14 protein-coding genes are annotated in these 15,999 nt (G+C 63.2%); 7 read left to right on the top strand and 7 right to left on the bottom strand.

Features of this window, described 5'->3' with window-relative positions:
- On the top strand, nt 1-1,215 hold the full coding sequence (locus ABD833_RS06915; protein WP_345071878.1) for a glycoside hydrolase family 1 protein: 1,215 nt from the start codon (nt 1-3) through the stop codon (nt 1,213-1,215).
- A gap of 4 nt (nt 1,216-1,219) precedes the next feature.
- Entirely contained in the window at nt 1,220-1,942 is a 723-nt protein-coding gene (locus ABD833_RS06920) for a phospholipase D-like domain-containing protein (protein WP_345071879.1), read from the top strand.
- Nucleotides 1,943-2,114: 172 nt separating this feature from the next.
- On the opposite strand, the gene ABD833_RS06925 is transcribed toward ABD833_RS06920, so the two are convergent.
- On the bottom strand, nt 2,115-3,671 hold the full coding sequence (locus ABD833_RS06925) for a PA14 domain-containing protein (RefSeq protein ID WP_345071880.1): 1,557 nt from the start codon (nt 3,669-3,671) through the stop codon (nt 2,115-2,117).
- 261 nt (nt 3,672-3,932) lie between these two features.
- On the opposite strand from ABD833_RS06925, the gene ABD833_RS06930 reads away from it, so the two are divergent.
- Complete coding sequence (locus tag ABD833_RS06930) at nt 3,933-4,424, top strand: methylated-DNA--[protein]-cysteine S-methyltransferase (protein ID WP_345071882.1); 492 nt, start codon at nt 3,933-3,935, stop codon at nt 4,422-4,424.
- Between the two features lie 34 nt (nt 4,425-4,458).
- Here the strand turns inward: ABD833_RS06930 and ABD833_RS06935 are convergent, their stop codons facing one another.
- On the bottom strand, nt 4,459-5,343 hold the full coding sequence (locus ABD833_RS06935) for an alpha/beta hydrolase (RefSeq protein WP_345071883.1): 885 nt from the start codon (nt 5,341-5,343) through the stop codon (nt 4,459-4,461).
- Nucleotides 5,344-5,558: 215 nt separating this feature from the next.
- Here ABD833_RS06935 and ABD833_RS06940 point away from each other — a divergent pair, with 215 nt between their 5' ends.
- Complete coding sequence (locus ABD833_RS06940) at nt 5,559-6,281, top strand: tetratricopeptide repeat protein (RefSeq protein WP_345071884.1); 723 nt, start codon at nt 5,559-5,561, stop codon at nt 6,279-6,281.
- A 79-nt stretch (nt 6,282-6,360) separates the two neighbouring features.
- The gene (locus ABD833_RS06945) at nt 6,361-7,101 is read left to right on the top strand and encodes a hypothetical protein (protein ID WP_345071885.1); all 741 of its coding nucleotides are present in this window, start codon (nt 6,361-6,363) and stop codon (nt 7,099-7,101) included.
- 131 nt (nt 7,102-7,232) lie between these two features.
- On the opposite strand, the gene ABD833_RS06950 is transcribed toward ABD833_RS06945, so the two are convergent.
- Nucleotides 7,233-9,686 (bottom strand): M4 family metallopeptidase, encoded by a 2,454-nt coding sequence (locus tag ABD833_RS06950; protein WP_345071886.1) that lies wholly within the window; start codon nt 9,684-9,686, stop codon nt 7,233-7,235.
- A 276-nt stretch (nt 9,687-9,962) separates the two neighbouring features.
- Here ABD833_RS06950 and ABD833_RS06955 point away from each other — a divergent pair, with 276 nt between their 5' ends.
- Nucleotides 9,963-10,742, top strand: a complete 780-nt coding sequence (locus tag ABD833_RS06955) for an SDR family oxidoreductase (protein ID WP_345071887.1) — start codon at nt 9,963-9,965, stop codon at nt 10,740-10,742.
- Nucleotides 10,743-10,964: 222 nt separating this feature from the next.
- On the opposite strand, the gene ABD833_RS06960 is transcribed toward ABD833_RS06955, so the two are convergent.
- A complete protein-coding gene (locus ABD833_RS06960; protein ID WP_345071888.1) occupies nt 10,965-11,852 on the bottom strand; it encodes an ATP-grasp domain-containing protein in 888 nt (295 codons plus the stop codon).
- A 65-nt stretch (nt 11,853-11,917) separates the two neighbouring features.
- Nucleotides 11,918-13,222 (bottom strand): amidohydrolase, encoded by a 1,305-nt coding sequence (locus tag ABD833_RS06965; RefSeq protein WP_345071889.1) that lies wholly within the window; start codon nt 13,220-13,222, stop codon nt 11,918-11,920.
- 105 nt (nt 13,223-13,327) lie between these two features.
- Between ABD833_RS06965 and ABD833_RS06970 the strand changes: the two genes are divergently transcribed.
- Nucleotides 13,328-14,008 carry a phosphatase PAP2-related protein gene (locus tag ABD833_RS06970; RefSeq protein ID WP_345071891.1) on the top strand — a complete coding sequence of 227 codons (681 nt, stop codon included), beginning with the start codon at nt 13,328-13,330 and terminating at the stop codon, nt 14,006-14,008.
- A gap of 178 nt (nt 14,009-14,186) precedes the next feature.
- Here ABD833_RS06970 and ABD833_RS06975 read toward each other — a convergent pair whose 3' ends face one another.
- Both ABD833_RS06975 and ABD833_RS06980 read right to left on the bottom strand, forming a co-directional pair.
- On the bottom strand, nt 14,187-14,969 hold the full coding sequence (locus ABD833_RS06975) for an SDR family NAD(P)-dependent oxidoreductase (RefSeq protein ID WP_345071893.1): 783 nt from the start codon (nt 14,967-14,969) through the stop codon (nt 14,187-14,189).
- A gap of 93 nt (nt 14,970-15,062) precedes the next feature.
- A complete protein-coding gene (locus ABD833_RS06980; RefSeq protein ID WP_345071894.1) occupies nt 15,063-15,878 on the bottom strand; it encodes a phytanoyl-CoA dioxygenase family protein in 816 nt (271 codons plus the stop codon).
- Nucleotides 15,879-15,999: the final 121 nt, after the last annotated feature.

Here is a 15,999-nt window from a genome sequence, read left to right on the forward strand (position 1 = left end):
ATGCTTTCTTCCAGCCCTACTATCCGCTTGCAGCCTGGTAATCCCTTCCGCTCGTTCTGGATGGGAGGCTACGAGTGCACCGACCAGCTGAACGCTTTTGGCCACCGGGTGGACTTCCTGACCCTGACCGGCCACCTGCAGCTGCTGGACGAGGATTATCAGCACCTCGGCCAGTTCGACATTCGCACCGTGCGCGAAGGAATCCGCTGGAGTCAGGTAGAAAAAACGCCTTACCACTACGACTGGAGTACCATGCAGGTGCTGCTCGACGCGGGCCGCCGCCACGGCATTCAGCAGGTCTGGGACCTGTGCCACTTCGGCTACCCCGACGACCTGACGCCCCTGCACCCTATGTTTGCCCGCCGGTTTGCCCATTTGTGCCGCGCCTTCGTGGACTTCTACCGCCAGCAGCGCCCCGACGAAGTGCTCATCGTGACGCCCATCAACGAAGTGAGCTTTATGAGCTGGCTGGGCGGCGACGTGCGCGGCACCTCCCCCTACTGCGTGGGCCAGGGCTGGGAGGTGAAGCGCGGGCTGATGCGAGCCTATATTGAAGGCGTGGCGGCGCTGCGCGAAGCCGACCCCGGCATCCGCATTCTGACCACCGAGCCGCTGATTCATATTGTGCCGGCGCCGGGCTCATCCCGCACCCACCGGCAGCGGGCCGCGGAGTTCGACAACAACCAGTTTCAGAGCGTGGATATGCTGGCCGGGCGCCTCTGCCCCGAGTTGGGCGGGCGGGAGGAATACCTGGATCTGCTGGGCTTCAACTATTACTACGACAACCAGTGGCAACAGCAGCCCCACGAAACGTTGCGCTGGGCCAACGACGACCACGACCCCCGCTTCCGCCCCCTGAGCTTTCTGCTGGCCCGGGCCTGGCAGCGCTACCAGCGCCCCGTGGTGCTCACCGAAACCAGCCACCCCGGCGTCGACCGGCCCGCCTGGATAGACATGATCGGGCGGGAGTGCGCCGCCGCGCTGCGGGCCGGGGTGCCGCTGTTCGGGGCCTGCCTCTACCCCATCGTGGACCGGCCCGACTGGGACCACCTGGACCAGTGGCACCGTTCCGGCCTCTGGGATGCCAACCTGCAGCCCGACAGCTTTCCGCAGCGGGCCTTGTATCAGCCTTATGCCGGGGCGTTGCAAGATGCCCAGCGGGTGGTGCAGGCGGCGCTCCCGGTTTCGGTGGTACCCGAGCTTTCCCTACTTTAGGCCCATGTCCTACCCTGCTGCCGATACCGCCGAGCTTCTCCGTCAGTTTGAACGCTCTTTCGCCGATGCCACGCTGACCACTGCCGAAGCCCGGGACCTGCGCCGCCGGCTGGCAAGCCATGGTCAGCAGGGGGCCGCGTTGGCCGAGCTCCGGCATCAGCTCTTTGCCCTGGCCCGGGAACGGTTCAACACGTTTCAGGATAAAGCTGCCATTGAGTGGCTCGAAGCGGCCAGCGCGCTGCTTCTGCCGCTGGGGTCTTCCACGACGAATCCGGCCGCGGGAGTGCTTAACGAGGTATTTTTCAGCCCCGGCGACGAGTGCGTGGACGCCATCCGGCAATTTATCAGTCAGGCCGCCCAGCGGCTGGAGGTGTGCGTATTTACGATTTCGGACGACCGGATTACGGCCGCGCTACTGGCCGCCCACCGCCGGGGGGTAGCCATCCGCCTGCTCACCGACAACGATAAGCTCCACGACAAAGGCTCCGACATCGAACAGCTGCACGCCAGTGGCTTACCGGTCCGCATCGACCAGACCACGAACCACATGCACCACAAGTTTGCCGTGGCCGACCAGCGCCGCGTGCTTACCGGCAGCTATAACTGGACCCGCTCCGCGGCGCTCTACAACATGGAAAATCTGCTCATCACCGACGATCAGGCGACAGTGAAGCGCTATACCGCGGAATTTGAACGACTGTGGGAGCAACTACCGGCTTTGCAATAGGCAGCGCCAGGGGGCTGAAGTCTCGTTTTTGGGTGTCTTTTCGGGTTGATACGCTACCCGGAAACGCAATCAATAAGCCCCGTTGGGGCGACCCCGGCCGGGCCGGGGTCGCCCCAACGGGGCTTATTGATTGCGTCATTGGAGGATAGTGCCGCTTAGTTCCGGGCCCGGACTACTTGCCGGGCTCCTGCACCGGCGGAGCTTCCGCCGACGGGCGGCGGATGAACAGCGGCTGCTTGGTAGTGGTAGCGCCAACCGTCAGGTTCAGGTTGTAGTCGCCGGCGGGCAGACCGCTGAAGTCGAGGGTCTGGTGGTGGGGGCCGGAAGTCTGGCGGCGGTAGTCGGATACCTTCACGGCCACCCCACGCTGGTCGTAGAGCACCCAGCCCAGGGGCATGTCCTCCTTGAGCTGGTAGGCCATCTGCAGCACCCCGTTGGTTGGGTTGGGATACACGCTCATCTTGTTGGCCCCGATGGCCGGGGCATTACCCAGCTCCGCCAGCAGGGGCGACACCGTTTCTATGGCCGGCGTCAGCTTCCACTGCTGGTTTTCCTTGCCCGCATAGCGCCACTGCTGCAGCCCGCCGTCGATGGAATCCCGGTAGGTCAGGCCTTTGCGGCTGTGCTTGGCTATCAGCTTGAAGTAGCCTTCGCCCACATCCTCAATCTGCCACACCTGGTTGTTGCCGCTGTAGTAGCTCCACAGGTCCAGCGCGGCACCGTTTGAGGTGGAGCTGCCCAGTACTTCGAGCACTTTGTTGCTGCCCTGCACCAGCAGCCGGTAGTTGCCGCTGCCGGCATTCTCTAGCCGCCACTGCACGGCTACCTTGGGGCCGGGGGGCCGTTGACCAGGCAGGTTAGCCACCCGGCTTTCGTCCACCACCTCCAGGGGCTTGCCACTCGAGCGCACCGTGAGGGTGTAAATACCCGGCACCAGTGCAACGGGGGCTACCGGAGCCGGCTTGGGGGCGGGGGCCGGCTTGGGAACCGGCGCGGCTTTAACCCTGGGTTCCTTCACCGCTGCCGCGGCAACGACTGGCGCCGCCTTGGCAGGTTTGGGTTCCGGAGCCGCGTTGGGAGCCGGGGCCGTCGTTGGCCGGGCATTGGGCAGTACCTTGGCTGCCGTCGTGCCCGTACTGGCCACGATGGGGTCCGGAATCATGGACGAACCTACCGGGTACAGGTGTTCGGAGGGAATGATCTGGGCACTCTGGCCCGGCGGAATCCACTGCAGCTCCACGCGGGCGTCGCCGTCTTCATCGTAGTACTCCAGCTTGATCGTGGTTTTCTCGCCGGCCGCCAGGGTCACGCTGCCGCCTACGTTATTACCGCCGCCGCCGCCGTCCCAGGTGTCAATCACTTTTTTGCCGTTCACCCACAGCCGCAGCCCGTCGTTAGACAGGATGGAGAAGGTGTAACGGCCGGTGGATGGCGCTGACAACAGGCCTTCCCAGCGGGCGGAAAAGTTGTCGGTAGGCAACCCGGGAGCCGGGGACCCCAGGCCCCACTGGAAGTCTACGGTGGCATCGAGCCGCTTCAGCGTGGGGGCCCCGGCCAGACTGCCGTTGCTGAAATACCAGGCCGTAAGCCCGGTACCAGCCGCTACTACGGGCGCGGCAGGAGCCCCGGGCCGGGCAGGGGCTCCTGCCGCGGCCACAACGGCTGAATTCGCCAGCATCCCACCGGTGAGGCTCAGGCCAAGTACAGAACGGAGTAAAAGGTGTCGCACAGCAGAGGAAGTTGAATGGACGGATCAGGCGAAAGTTACGACAGTTCAGCTCGGCATACTGCATAATTTCCTCGGCAGTTGCGAGTTTTGCTGGGTCGAAATCCAGACAATGTAAACCATTCTGACCGCATCTGCGGTACGGCCCCGGCCCTGATTTTGGACCCATCACCATTAATCCGGCAACTTATCTTTACCCGGCCAAACACAGGCGGGCCCTGGCAACCGCTCAAGCCCTGTTTCACGGCTTTTTTCTAATGATTCTTGATTCTCTCCTCCACCGTCTATTTATCCTCGCCCCTGGGAACTCTCCGGCTCAGCGGCTCCGACGCGGGACTGGCCGCCGTAGGCTTCCTCGACGAATCAGTAGCCGCCACCGCGGCGGCGGCCGTGCCCCGGTGTTTGCGCGCCGCCGCTGATCAGCTGCGGGCTTACTTCGGCCGGGAGCTGCGCGACTTCGATCTGCTCTACGACGTAGCCCGGGGCACCGACTTCCAGCGCCAGGTCTGGCTGGCGCTGACGACGGTTGGCTACGGGCGCACGGCATCCTACCTGGAGCTGGCCCGGCAGCTGGGCAACCCCGGGGCCGTGAGGGCCGTGGGGGCGGCCAACGGGCAGAATCCGCTGGGGATTGTGTGGCCCTGCCACCGCATCATCGGGGCCAGCGGCCAGCTGACGGGCTACGCGGGGGGCCTGTGGCGCAAACAAGGGCTGCTGGCCCTGGAACAGCCCGCTACGCAGACCGAGCTGTTTTAGCCCGGAGCGTTTGAGCGGCAACCCCAGGCGGGCTTTACCCCTGGGTAGCTACCATTTTGAGCAGCTCGCGGTAGATGATGTTGTTCTGCCAATACAGCTGCAATACCATGGGCACGTGCTTTTTGCCGGGCAACACCGTGAACTGCGGCTCCCGCCCCAGTTGCCGCAGCCGCTGCCGGAATTTTTCGCTGCTGTAGCTGATGGAGGGGTAGGTTTCGCCCCCGATAAACATCAGGAAGGGTGGGCTGGCCGCCGTGGCGTAGTACATCGGCGACATAGCTTTCCACACGGCGGGGTCTTTCCCGAACGGAATCAGGTACTTCTCGTCGCCGGAATACTGCATCTTCTTCAGGTAGTCGTACATGTCGAGGCCGGCCGGATCGTCGAGGATGGCCCCGCGGACCGGGTTTTGCCCCAGGCCCCACCGGGCGAACAGGCGGTTGTCGGTAGCCAGCAGTGCCGCCAGCCCGCCGCCCGCCGAGTGGCCCATTACGAACAGCTGCCGGGGGTCGCCGCCGTATTCGGCAATATGCTGCGTCACCCAGACCGTAGCCCGGGCGCAGTCGTCGGCCATGGCGGGCACCTGCGCCTGCGGCGCCAGGCGGTAGTTGATGATGACGGCCACGATGCCCTGCCTGGCCAGCCGGCGCCCGATGAAGGAATAGAAATTCTTGTTGCCGCTGGTCCAGCTGCCGCCGTGGATAAAAATGACTACCGGCCGGGCCGTAGCTGATTTCACCCGCGGCGCATACACATCGAGCCGGTGCCGCTCAGGGCTGAAGGCCGGGTCGGTGGCGGCGACGTAGGCCAGGTCGGCAGTGCGCCGGCTGGGGCGGGCAACGGCGTACTCAGTGGCGACGAGCAGCAGCAGCGCTATTAGCAATATGGCGGGCAGGGCCAGCAAACGGAAGAGAGGCATAGAAAGAAGGAAAGAATACGAGCCCGGCTCCGGGCCACTGGCCGCGGCATATACCGGTCTGATGACCGGAGCGGATTGCGACGCGGCCGTAAAGTTTGATTACGGAGCCAACGCCAGCACGCAGCCCAGGTTGCGGCCGGTAGCCTTATATTTGTCAGAAGCCGGCAACGGCTGCGCCCGGTTCCTTTGTTTTCCGCCGTCTTTTTACATGCCTTATGAACTACTACGTGCTACTGCTGGCCCTGCTGACTGGTCTGGGGAGCGGAACTGCCCAGGCCCAGCGCAGGAGCAAAGTGAAAATCAAGACTGAGGCTGCCCCGGCCAGTGCGGCCAGTCGCTACCAGCCCTTGTTCGGGGGGCTTTCCGTGGCGGCGGCCGAGGGCGTAATGGGCCCCGCGTTCCTGCCGGATATCGCCCGCAGCTTCCCCTCCCGGGCCGAAGCCAGCCGCTTTTTTTCGACGAAAGGCTACGAGTACTTAACCGAAGGCCAGCTGGATACGGCCCGCTACCGCTTCAACCTGGCGTGGCTGCTGGATCAGCAGAATCCGGAGGCGTACCGCGGCCTGGGCATCATCAGCAGCCGCCAGCCTACTCCCGACGCCGCTATCACCCTGTTCGCCCAGGGCCTGGCCATAGCCCCGGCCAACGCCGGTATCATGAGCGACCTGGGAGCCAGCTACCTGCTCCGCTACAAGCAAACCCGGAAGAAAAAAGACCTTGAGCAGGGCCTGACCTACCTGGAAAAGGCCACGGCCGCCGATCCGGCCAATGCTACCGCGTGGCAGCAGCTCGCCCAGGGGTATTTTCTCCGGGAAGAGTATCCCAAAGCCTGGGAGGCCGTACACCAGGGCCAAAGTTTGAATATGACCAGCATCGATTTCGATTTCATCGGGGAGCTGCAGGCCAAACTGCCCGACCCGCGGGGAATGTTCAAATAGACTGCTGGTATCGGGCGTTAGGTATCAGCCAAGATTCACCCGGGCACTCATCCCGCCTCTTCTTTGTTGCTGATCGCCTATGAAGTACCCTCCCGTGCTGGGCAGCGTTCTGCTGCTGACGCTGCTCATAACCCATTCCGCCACTGCTCAGGAAACCGCCGAGCGGCGCAAACGCTACTATAACTCCCAGGCCCGGCCCTACCACCGGGGGCCGGTGCGCTTTACCCTGGGGGGCGGCGTAGCGCTGTACAATGGCGACCTGGCGGAGAATATTGCCAATAACTTTCCTGGCCCCGGCATCAGCCTGGGCCTGCTTTACGTGGCGCGCCCTCATTTCGTGGTCGGGGGCGAGTTCACGTATTTTCAGGTCGGAGCCCAGGATCAGCTGCCGGAGCGCGGCCTGGCATTTCAGGGCCGCAACCAGTCGTTGGTGGGATTCGTGCGCTACGAGCCGTTGCGCGACGAAGGGCACTTTGCCAACCCCCGCGGTCCGGCGGCCCTTATCAAGCCCTACCTGAAAGCGGGGGCGGGCTTTCTGCTGTACAATCCGAAAGTTTACCTGGGCAACCAGCGGCCGGTATCCAATACGGTGTACCTGGCTCCGGAAGTAAACGATTACCCGGCCGTGGCGCTGGTAGCCCCCGTTGGATTTGGGATTGTCTTTCGCCTCTCGCCCCGGGTGAATGCCACGGCGGAAGCAGCCTACTACTTCACTTCCACTGACCGCCTGGACGACGTAAGCCGCCGGGGCAATGCCAGCCTGAACGACGGCTACGGCCTGGTCGAGCTCAAGCTCGAATATGCCCCCTGGAGTCGTTGAAGCCCTGGCCCAGGTCCTGGCTTCATCGTCAGTGCCGGTCCTGGCTTTATCATAAGGCGGAAAATAGAAAAGGCCCGTCTTTCGACGGGCCTTTTCTACAAACCAACAGGCGTAAGCCTGGTGGGGACTACTTATTCCTTGATGAAGCGCTGGTGGAACACTTTCTGTCCATCGCTTACCGTCAGCATGTACATCCCCTTGGCTAAAGCAGCCACGTTGAGCTGGCCGTTGCCTTCGTAGCGGGCACCCATGGTGGCCGCACCCCGGGCATCCAGTACGTTCACCGATACCGCCTCAGCATTGCCGGGCAGGCTCAGGTGCAGCATATTGCTGGCCGGGTTAGGATACACTTCCAGGATTTTGGCCTGCTCGTTGCCGAGGGGCGTGCCGCCGGTCAGCGAGTTGGTGCCGGCCAAAGAACCGCCGGTCAGAGCCGCGCCACCGGTGATGTTCACCGTGTAGTCTTCGGTTTCGCCGTAGCTGTAGCTGTTGCAGCTGGGCGTAGCCGTGTTGTCGCTCACAATCAGGCGCATACGGGTGGCCCCCGATTTGGCCGTTGCGGGCACCGTGAAGGTACCCGTCAGCGTGGCTGCGCTGCTGCTTGAGCCGCTTACGATCTGTTCGCCGGCATCCGTGAACAGACCGTTCTTGTTGTAGTCGATGTAGATCTTCCAGTACTCGGTGTACGCCGTACCGGTGAAGCCGGCGCTGAAGCTGACCGTTTGCGAAGTACCCGCGCCGATGCTTGGAGCGGCCAGGGCCGTCCCGTTGTAGTAGCCGGCATCAGCCCCCGAAGTGCGGACCAGCGTACCCAGCTTCACGTAGTCGATAAACTCGTAGGCTACGCTCGTGCCTTTCGAAGCACAGTAGGTAACGGCGGCGGGAGGCGGGGTAGTGTTGTAAGCCGCCCCTACGCCCACGGCGCTCCAGGCGTTAGTCACGGCAATTTCCTGGGCCGACCCAGCACCGTACAGGTCTTTGGCCGACTGGATGGAGTAAGTGCGGGCCGCGGCGTAGTTGCTCGACGCCGTGAGGTACACGCTCTCGGTGCGGTAGGCAATTTTAGCCGCGGCGTCGATGCCGATTGCGGCCACGCTGAACGTGGTGCCTTTGTCGTTGGTGCCGCTGCCGCCCACGGTGAGGCGGTAGAACCAATGGTTGAGCACGCCCGAGTTGGTGTGCACGCCGCCGTTGTCGCCGGTGCCGGTGTACCAGTAGGTGCCGCCATAGGTGTCGGGCTGGCTTTCGGCGTTAGGGTTGCTCATCGAGCGCAGGGCGGGCCGCACTTTGTCGATGTCTTCGCCGATCAGCCAGGTTTGCTTGGCGGGAGCCTTGTAGTACTCCACGGCGGCGCCCCAGATGTCGGAGAAGCCTTCGTTCAGCGCCCCCGACTCGTTCGAGTAGGTCAGGTTAGCGGTGCTGGAGCACACGGCGTGGCCGATTTCGTGGGCCGCTACGTCGAGCGACGTCAGGGGCCGGAAACGGGTAGCGCCGTCGCCGTAGGTCATCACCGAGCCATTCCAGTACGCGTTTTCGTAGCCGGCACCGCCGGGGGTGTCGTCGAAGTGGACGTAGCTCTTGATTTTGGCCCCGGCGTTGTTGTAGGAATTACGACCGAGAACGTTTTTGAAGTAGTCGTAAGTGCTCTGTGCGCCCCAGTGGGCATCGAGGGCGGCGTTGTCGAAGTTGGCGTTGTTGTACTCCGTCCAGCTGTTGTCGGCATCAATGAAGTCGACGGCCGCGGTGTAGCTGTTGCCCTTTTTGCAGTTGTAGGTTTCGATGCCCAGGCCGCGGGTCAGCTCCCGCAGGCGGTAGCCGCCGGTAGCCGTTTCGGTGGCGCTGCTCTGCGTGCCGCTGTAGGCCGTGGCAAACGTGCCCGTAGCGCCCACGTGCTTGATGATGTTATCCTGCAGGACCACTTCGCCGGTGTGAGCATCCACGTAGATGAAAGCGCGGCTGATCGGCTGCTGCGCATACACGTTGAATTTCCAGGCCAGCACCGGCTGGCCCAGCTGCTCGCTACCAATGGCGCGCTGGTTTTCTACGATGACCAGCTCCCCCTGGGGCTTGTAGGTTGCCGATGGGTTTTGGTCCTGCTGCTTCAGACCGGCTTCTTCGGCCGCGTCCTGCCACATGTACTTCTTGGCCCCCACAAACCGCAGCGCCGCCTGCAAAGCCGACTGGGCAGTGAGGGCTGGTGTCACGTTCAGGTTGCTGATGCGCTCAAAGTCGCCGCTCATGCTCACTACCGCGCTCTGCTTGGCGTGCAGGGTGTAGGAAGCATGCTCTACCTTGATGCCTTTATAATATTGCTCGTACCGCTCGTGGGCGAAACCAAGCTGGTCGACCTCCGTTTTGCTACGGAGCATCTGGTCGTTGGTACTCAGCTGCAGCTGCTCGGCAAAAGCCTTGCGGGCGTCGTTCAGCGAGTAAGCGGAATTCTCGGCGCGGAAGGCCACCAGCGCGGGGGTTCCGTTCTCCGCCATTACTTTTTGCTGAACCCGGGCATCATCCTGGGCCTGAACAGTAGAGGAAACAAGGCCACTGGCGAGCAGCAGCGCTACAACTGGGTACTTTTTTGTCATGAAAGTGTTGCTGGCAGATGAAAGAGAGCGTGATATTTTTCTCAAGGTTGCTTGAGTGTTGGCAAGGTAGGTATTTTCCGGTTTTATCGGAATTATCTTAATAAACTAAAGGTATTTTTGAAAATATGATAATTAAATACACAAAATACGATATAAGCCCACAGAGCCACTGGTCCCCTGACAATGAAGTAATCCCGCAATATTTTAATCTGTGATCCGGCTATTACAAGCCAAAATTTTATACACTTTCTCCCCGGTCAAACCCGCTTTAAACCCATGGATACCATAAACCACCGCTGGAATCTGACCGGCCGGATTGCTTTAGTTACGGGCGCGTCCAAAGGAATCGGGGCCGCGGCCGCCGAGGAGCTGCTCCGTTTCGGCGCTACCGTAGTAGCCGTAGCCCGCACGGCAGCCGATCTGGCGGCCCAGGTAGCGCAATGGCGGGCCCGGGGCTACGATGCCCACGCTCTGGCCGCCGACGTCAGCCGCCCCGACGAGCGGCAGAGGCTGTTGCACGAGGTAAGCCGGCAGTGGCCCCAGCTCGATATTCTGGTCAACAACGTGGGCACCAACATCCGCAAGGCGACGGCCGTGTACAGCGCCGAAGAATACCAGCACGTGATGACCACCAACCTCGAATCGGTATTTGGGATGTGCCAGGCAGCGTATCCGCTGCTGCAGCGGGCCGGCGGGGGCAGCATCGTGAACGTGGCCTCGGTGGCGGGCCTTACCCACGTGCGTACCGGCGCGGCCTACGGCATGAGCAAGGCCGCTATTGTACAGCTCACCCGCAACTTAGCCGTGGAGTGGGCCCCCGACCAGATTCGGGTGAATGCCGTAGCTCCGTGGTATATCCGGACGCCGCTCGTGGCCGGGGTGCTGGGCAATGAGGCCTATCTACAGGAAGTTCTGGCCCGCACGCCCATGAAGCGCATCGGGGAACCAGAAGAAGTGGGCGCGGCGGTAGCCTTTCTGTGCCTGCCGGCCGCCGCCTACATCACCGGCCAGTGCCTGAGCGTGGATGGCGGGTTCACGGTAAACGGCTTCGGCTGACGTGGTGACGACCGGTCAGGGCGAAGCCGTAGCCGAAGCAATCCGTACTGGGCAACGCACAAACCCCTGTTTCAGCCGCCAGCCCCGCCGTTGGCATCCGTCAGGGCCGGCGGCTTTATCCTCGTAGCGAAGTAGGGAGCGGGGCTGGCCCCGCCCCTGCGGCGTTTTCGCAAGCCACTGCGCGGGGAGTGTAACCAGGCCCGGTACATTCCAGAGGACGGATTACTTCGCGTTGCCCGCCATAGCCCGTTGGAGGGCTTCCTCGTAGCGGGCCAGGGCTCCTTCGGCAGAAGCCAGATACAGGAAGGGCTCGATCAGCTCCAGCTCCATAAGCAGCAGCTCGCCCTGAACCTCCACGCCATCCACGCGGGCGTACAGGCAGTCGGGGGCAAATTTTGCCACCAGCTGGTCAGCGGTGATGAGAAGGTGGGCGGGAGCGGTACGGGGCTCAATATTGCCGCCCAGATAATGCTGTACCCGGAAGTCGCCGGATTTGGGGGTTTTGAGGACGCAGTGGCTGAACTGACCACCCAGGTAAATAAACGACCATTCGCCTGCGGTCTGAATCTGGGACAGGAAGGGCTGGGCCAGGAAATCCTCCTCGTAGAGCAGCGGCTGCAGCCGCTCAATGGCCGACTGGGCCTCCGCCCGGGTGAGGGCAAACGTGTTTTTGGCCCCGCCACTTATGGCCGGCTTCACAATCAGGTGGTCGGTGCCAAGGGCCGCAAACAGCTCATCGGGCTCCACCCGCGCGCCCCGGGTCAGCCAGTGGGTGGGGACGATGCGGGCGCCGGCCTGCTCTATTTCAGCCAGATACTTCTTGTCGCTGTTCCAGCGCACCCGCGCCACGGGGTTCAGCAGCGGCACACCTGACGTTTCGAGTTGGTCGAGCCAGGTGTAAAACTCCTGCACCCGGTCGAAGTAGTCCCAGGGCGATTTAAGCACCACCCGGTCGTACGCCAGCCAATCCACGGCCGGATCAGACCAGATTTCAGCGGTTACCACGTGTCCTTTGTCCCGCAGGTAGCGCAGCAGCAGAGCATCTTCATCATCCACGGTGGGGGCCGCGTACTGAGCCAGACTCTGGCAGGTGACTAGGGCAATGTGCATAGGATAATGAGTTGTACAGGTGGCCGGCTGAAAAACAAACTAATACGGCTCAGCGGCAAAACTGGCTACCGTTTCTGACTTAAGTAGTCCGCGGCCAGGGTGGCCAGAGTTTTCACGCCCAGCGTCAGCCCGCTTTCGTCAATCAGAAAGCCCGCCGTGTGGTGGTCGGCAGTGGTAGCGGGGTTGGTGCCTTTGCTCATGCCGCCCACGAACAGGAACAGGCCGGGCACTTTCTCCTGGTAGAAAGAGAAGTCTTCGGCCCCCGTTACGGCTTTCTGCTCGCTTACCTGGGCGGCCCCGGCCACAGCCCGCAGCGTGGGCAGCATCTGCGCCACCAGCTTCTCGTTGTTGTACGTCACGGGCACGTAGGGCTCGATGTTCACTTCGGCCGTGGCCCCGGCACTTTCGGCAATGTTGGTGGCAATGCGGCGCACCGAAGCCCAGATTTCCTGTTGCACCGCCGGATTCAGCGCCCGGATGGTGCCGCTCATTTCCACGTCGGGCGGAATCACGTTGTAGCGTACCCCGGCGTGGATAGTGCCCACCGTGACCACGGCCGCATCATCGATGAGCTTCACCTGGCGGCTGACGATAGTCTGCAGCCCCATAATAATCTGGGCCGCCGTCACCACCGGATCCACGCTGTTCCAGGGGTAGGCCCCGTGAGCGCCTTTGCCGATTACTTTGATGGTGAAGCGGTCGGAGCTGGCCATTTCGCCGCCCGGGCGGTAGCGCAGGTTGCCCACCTCCGTCTGGGCCTGAATGTGCACGCCAAACACGGCATCGACCTTGGGGTTGTCGAGCACGTTTTCCTTCACCATCAGCTTGGCCCCGCCTTCCTCCCCGGGCAGGGAGCCTTCCTCGGCGGGCTGAAAGATGAACTTCACGGTACCGGGCAAATCTTTTTTCACCTGGCTCAGTACTTCCGCCGCGCCCATCAGCATGGCCACGTGGGTGTCGTGGCCGCAGGCGTGCATCACGCCCACGGGCTGCCCCAGATAAGTGGTGCGAACCTTCGAGGCGAAGGGCAGATTGTTGGCTTCGGTAACGGGCAGCGCATCCATATCGGCGCGCAGGGCCACTACGGGGCCGGGCTTGCCACCGCGCAGAATGCCGACTACGCCGGTGCGGGCCACGCCGGTCTGCACCTCCAGGCCCAGGCTTTTCAGGTGGGCGGCCACAATGCCGGCGGTGCGGGTTTCCTCGTTGCCCAGCTCGGGGTGCTCGTGCAGGTCGCGGCGCCAGGCTATTACCTTAGGTTCGGCCTGCGCGGCCAGTTTGGCAATGCGGGCATCGAGGGCGGCATTCTGCGCCAGCAGGCCGGGCGTAGCGGTCAGGAGCAGGGCCGCAGCGGAGGAGAGAGTCTTCATCGGAATCAGCGGAAAAGCGCCGGCAAAAGGTACGACACTGGTCGTCATTCCCCGCATCCGCGGGCAGCCCGCTATTTTTACCGGACTTTCCTTTGTTTCGCCGCCATGCCGCTTTCCCGCCGGGCCCTCGTTTCCCCACCCGATTCTCTGCCCTGGCCCGCGGCCTGGGCCCAACCCGCCTTCCGCCGGAGCCTGCTGCTGAGTATCGGGCTGCTGCTGCTGCTGGCCGCGCGGCTACCGCCCTTCTTTGCCTACCTCCAGGCCCGCCCCGGCGTGGTGCTGGCCGACCCGCTGCTGGCCGCGCTGCCTGCCCACGACGTGTCGCTCCCCACGTTTATCCTGATCTACCTGAGCATCGGCGCGACGCTGAGCTACCTGCTGCCCCGGCCGCGGCGGTTGCTGCACGGGCTGTGGGCCTACCTGCTGCTGCATCTGTTGCGCACCCTCACCCTTTGGCTCGTTCCCCTCGACCCGCCCACCGGCCTGCTCCTGCTCCGCGACCCGCTGGTGGACGTCTTCTTCTACGGTGGGCCGGCCCCGATTACCAAAGACCTGTTCTTTTCCGGCCATACCGCCACGCTGTTCCTGCTGGCTTTGGCGGTACCGCCGCGTGGGTGGCGGTGGAGCCTGCTGGCCGCTACTGCCGCCGTGGGGGCCCTGGTGCTGGTGCAGCATGCCCACTACACCTACGACGTGCTGGCCGCCCCGTTTTTCGCGGGCCTGAGCTACTGGCTGGCCGGGCGCCTGGTGCGCCGGACCGTGGGTTTCACTCGTCGGTCAGCCTGAGCATTCTGCGCTTAAAGCAGAGACGAAGAGCCTTCCCGGGATGAGTGATAGAGATTTTTGAATGAGCAAAGCCCTTTGCCACCGAAATGGCAAAGGGCTTCGTGCATTGCCGGGCGTCTGACCGGGCGGAAGGAGGGAGGTCCTTCGCCGGCTCAGGATGACCGACGAGTGATTGGGCTTACTTCAGGTATTTCTCGTAGATGCCCGCCGCTATTTTCTCCGTCACCGACTTGGGCACGAAGCTGGTGAGCTTGGCGGAAATCAGGTTTAGGGCGCCGGGAATCACTTCGGCCTCCCCGGCCAGCAGGCCTGCTACGCCGATTTTGGCTACCTGTCCGGCCGTCATCGACAGCTTAGCGGCTTTTTCCTGCAGGCCCGCGCTCATGCCGGCGCGGTCGGCGAAGTCGGTGGTGGTGGCCCCGGGACTCAGGCAGGTAACCGATACCGGCGAGTCGCGCAGCTCGTAGCGCAGGCCGCGGCTGAAGGTGAGCAGAAAGGCTTTGCTGGCCGCGTAGAGCGTGAGCGTGGGCACGGCCTGGTAGGCGGCGGTGCTGGCCACGTTCAGAATGTAGGCTTTGGGCTGCCGCCGCAGCTGGGGCAGCAGGTGGTGGGTCAGGTCAACGGGCAGCAGCATATTCAGCTGGAGCATGTTCTGCTGCCGGGCTAGCGGCAGCTCCTCAAACCGACCCCACAGGCCATATCCCGCATTATTTACCAGCACCGCCAGCTCCGTCGTCTGGGCGCCGGCCCATTCGGCCAGGCGGGCGCCGGCACCGGGGGCCGCCAGGTCGGCGGCAAACACGCGCGCCTCTACCTGGTGACGCTGCCGGACTTCGGCCGCCAGCTGCTCCAGCTGATCTTCGGAGCGGGCCGTGAGCAGCAGACTGTAGCCGCGGCCGGCCAGCTCGAGGGCCAGGGCGCGGCCAATTCCGCGGGAAGCACCGGTAATGAGAGCAAACATCTTCAATGAGCCATGAATAGTGAGCAATGAGCCGTTGAGCGCGGCATCTGAACGAAATTGCTCATTGCTCACTGTTCATGGCTCATTGAAAAATTATTTCACCAGGTGCAGAAACCGCAGGTAGAACGGGGTGGCGCTGTTAGCGTGCTTGGGGGCATACTTGCCGCCGACGATGGGCACGTACATCACCCGGCGGCGCGAGACTTCGCCCACCAGCGGCGAGCGGGCCACGCGGTGCCACATGCGGCCGTCGTGCACGGTCAGGTCGCCGGGTTCGGTTTCGACGGCTATTTCCTGGTCGTCGGGGCCCACATCCTTGTAGTACTTCTTGCGGAACAGCATTTCCCGCAGGGTTTGCTGGTGGGTGCCGGCCAGCAGGCGCAGGCCGCCGTTAGTAGCCGGGGTGCCGTCGAGGTGGACGCCCACGTTGAGCATGGGGCCGATGCGCTTGCCGTAGAACACGTCGCGCAGCGAGTCGGTATGCCAGCCCATCTGGCTGAACTCGCTGCCCGTCACGTTCACGTAGTGGTTGATAACGAGGCCGTCCTTCTCGTTCTCCCCCACCCGGCCGTTCGGCGTTTCGAGCAGGGGAAACAGCGCCTCAAAGCGGGAGTCCTGCAGAAACTCGTGCAGCACGGGGCTGTAGTGGGAGGCGAAGGCGAAGCGCTGCACGATAGGCGTGCCGTCCACGTCCCGGCCGTATTTGATGGGCACGCCGTTGACCTTTTCCACCCCCCCCGCCAGCCATTGGGCCTGTACCTGCTCCGCCGCCCGCAGCAAAGCCTGGACCTGATCGAGGGGCAGGAAAGCACGGAAGTGTAAAAACCCGTGGTGGCGAAAAAACGCCCGCTGCTCTTCAGTCAGGCGGCTGCCGAGCGTAAAGCGGGGATAAGTAGACGGTGATGACATAGAGCAAAGGCGGGCGTTGCAACGCCTATCGGGCTCAAAGATACACTTGTCGTGCCCGCCGGTTGCATAAGGGAGCAAACCAGTTGGTCTTGACTGGTAGCCAGCGCCCCGAACGATGCTG

The organism is Hymenobacter fastidiosus (assembly GCF_039539565.1).
Taxonomy (GTDB): Bacteria; Bacteroidota; Bacteroidia; order Cytophagales; family Hymenobacteraceae; genus Hymenobacter; species Hymenobacter fastidiosus.

Coding starts and splice junctions, on each gene's coding strand:
- ABD833_RS06965 (WP_345071889.1), bottom strand. CDS start 13,222: ATGAAGACTCTCTCCTCCGCTGCGGCCCTGCTCCTGACCGCTACGCCC.
- ABD833_RS06955 (WP_345071887.1), top strand. CDS start 9,963: ATGGATACCATAAACCACCGCTGGAATCTGACCGGCCGGATTGCTTTA.
- ABD833_RS06915 (WP_345071878.1), top strand. CDS start 1: ATGCTTTCTTCCAGCCCTACTATCCGCTTGCAGCCTGGTAATCCCTTC.
- ABD833_RS06950 (WP_345071886.1), bottom strand. CDS start 9,686: ATGACAAAAAAGTACCCAGTTGTAGCGCTGCTGCTCGCCAGTGGCCTT.
- ABD833_RS06920 (WP_345071879.1), top strand. CDS start 1,220: ATGTCCTACCCTGCTGCCGATACCGCCGAGCTTCTCCGTCAGTTTGAA.
- ABD833_RS06945 (WP_345071885.1), top strand. CDS start 6,361: ATGAAGTACCCTCCCGTGCTGGGCAGCGTTCTGCTGCTGACGCTGCTC.
- ABD833_RS06970 (WP_345071891.1), top strand. CDS start 13,328: ATGCCGCTTTCCCGCCGGGCCCTCGTTTCCCCACCCGATTCTCTGCCC.
- ABD833_RS06975 (WP_345071893.1), bottom strand. CDS start 14,969: ATGTTTGCTCTCATTACCGGTGCTTCCCGCGGAATTGGCCGCGCCCTG.
- ABD833_RS06980 (WP_345071894.1), bottom strand. CDS start 15,878: ATGTCATCACCGTCTACTTATCCCCGCTTTACGCTCGGCAGCCGCCTG.
- ABD833_RS06935 (WP_345071883.1), bottom strand. CDS start 5,343: ATGCCTCTCTTCCGTTTGCTGGCCCTGCCCGCCATATTGCTAATAGCG.
- ABD833_RS06960 (WP_345071888.1), bottom strand. CDS start 11,852: ATGCACATTGCCCTAGTCACCTGCCAGAGTCTGGCTCAGTACGCGGCC.
- ABD833_RS06940 (WP_345071884.1), top strand. CDS start 5,559: ATGAACTACTACGTGCTACTGCTGGCCCTGCTGACTGGTCTGGGGAGC.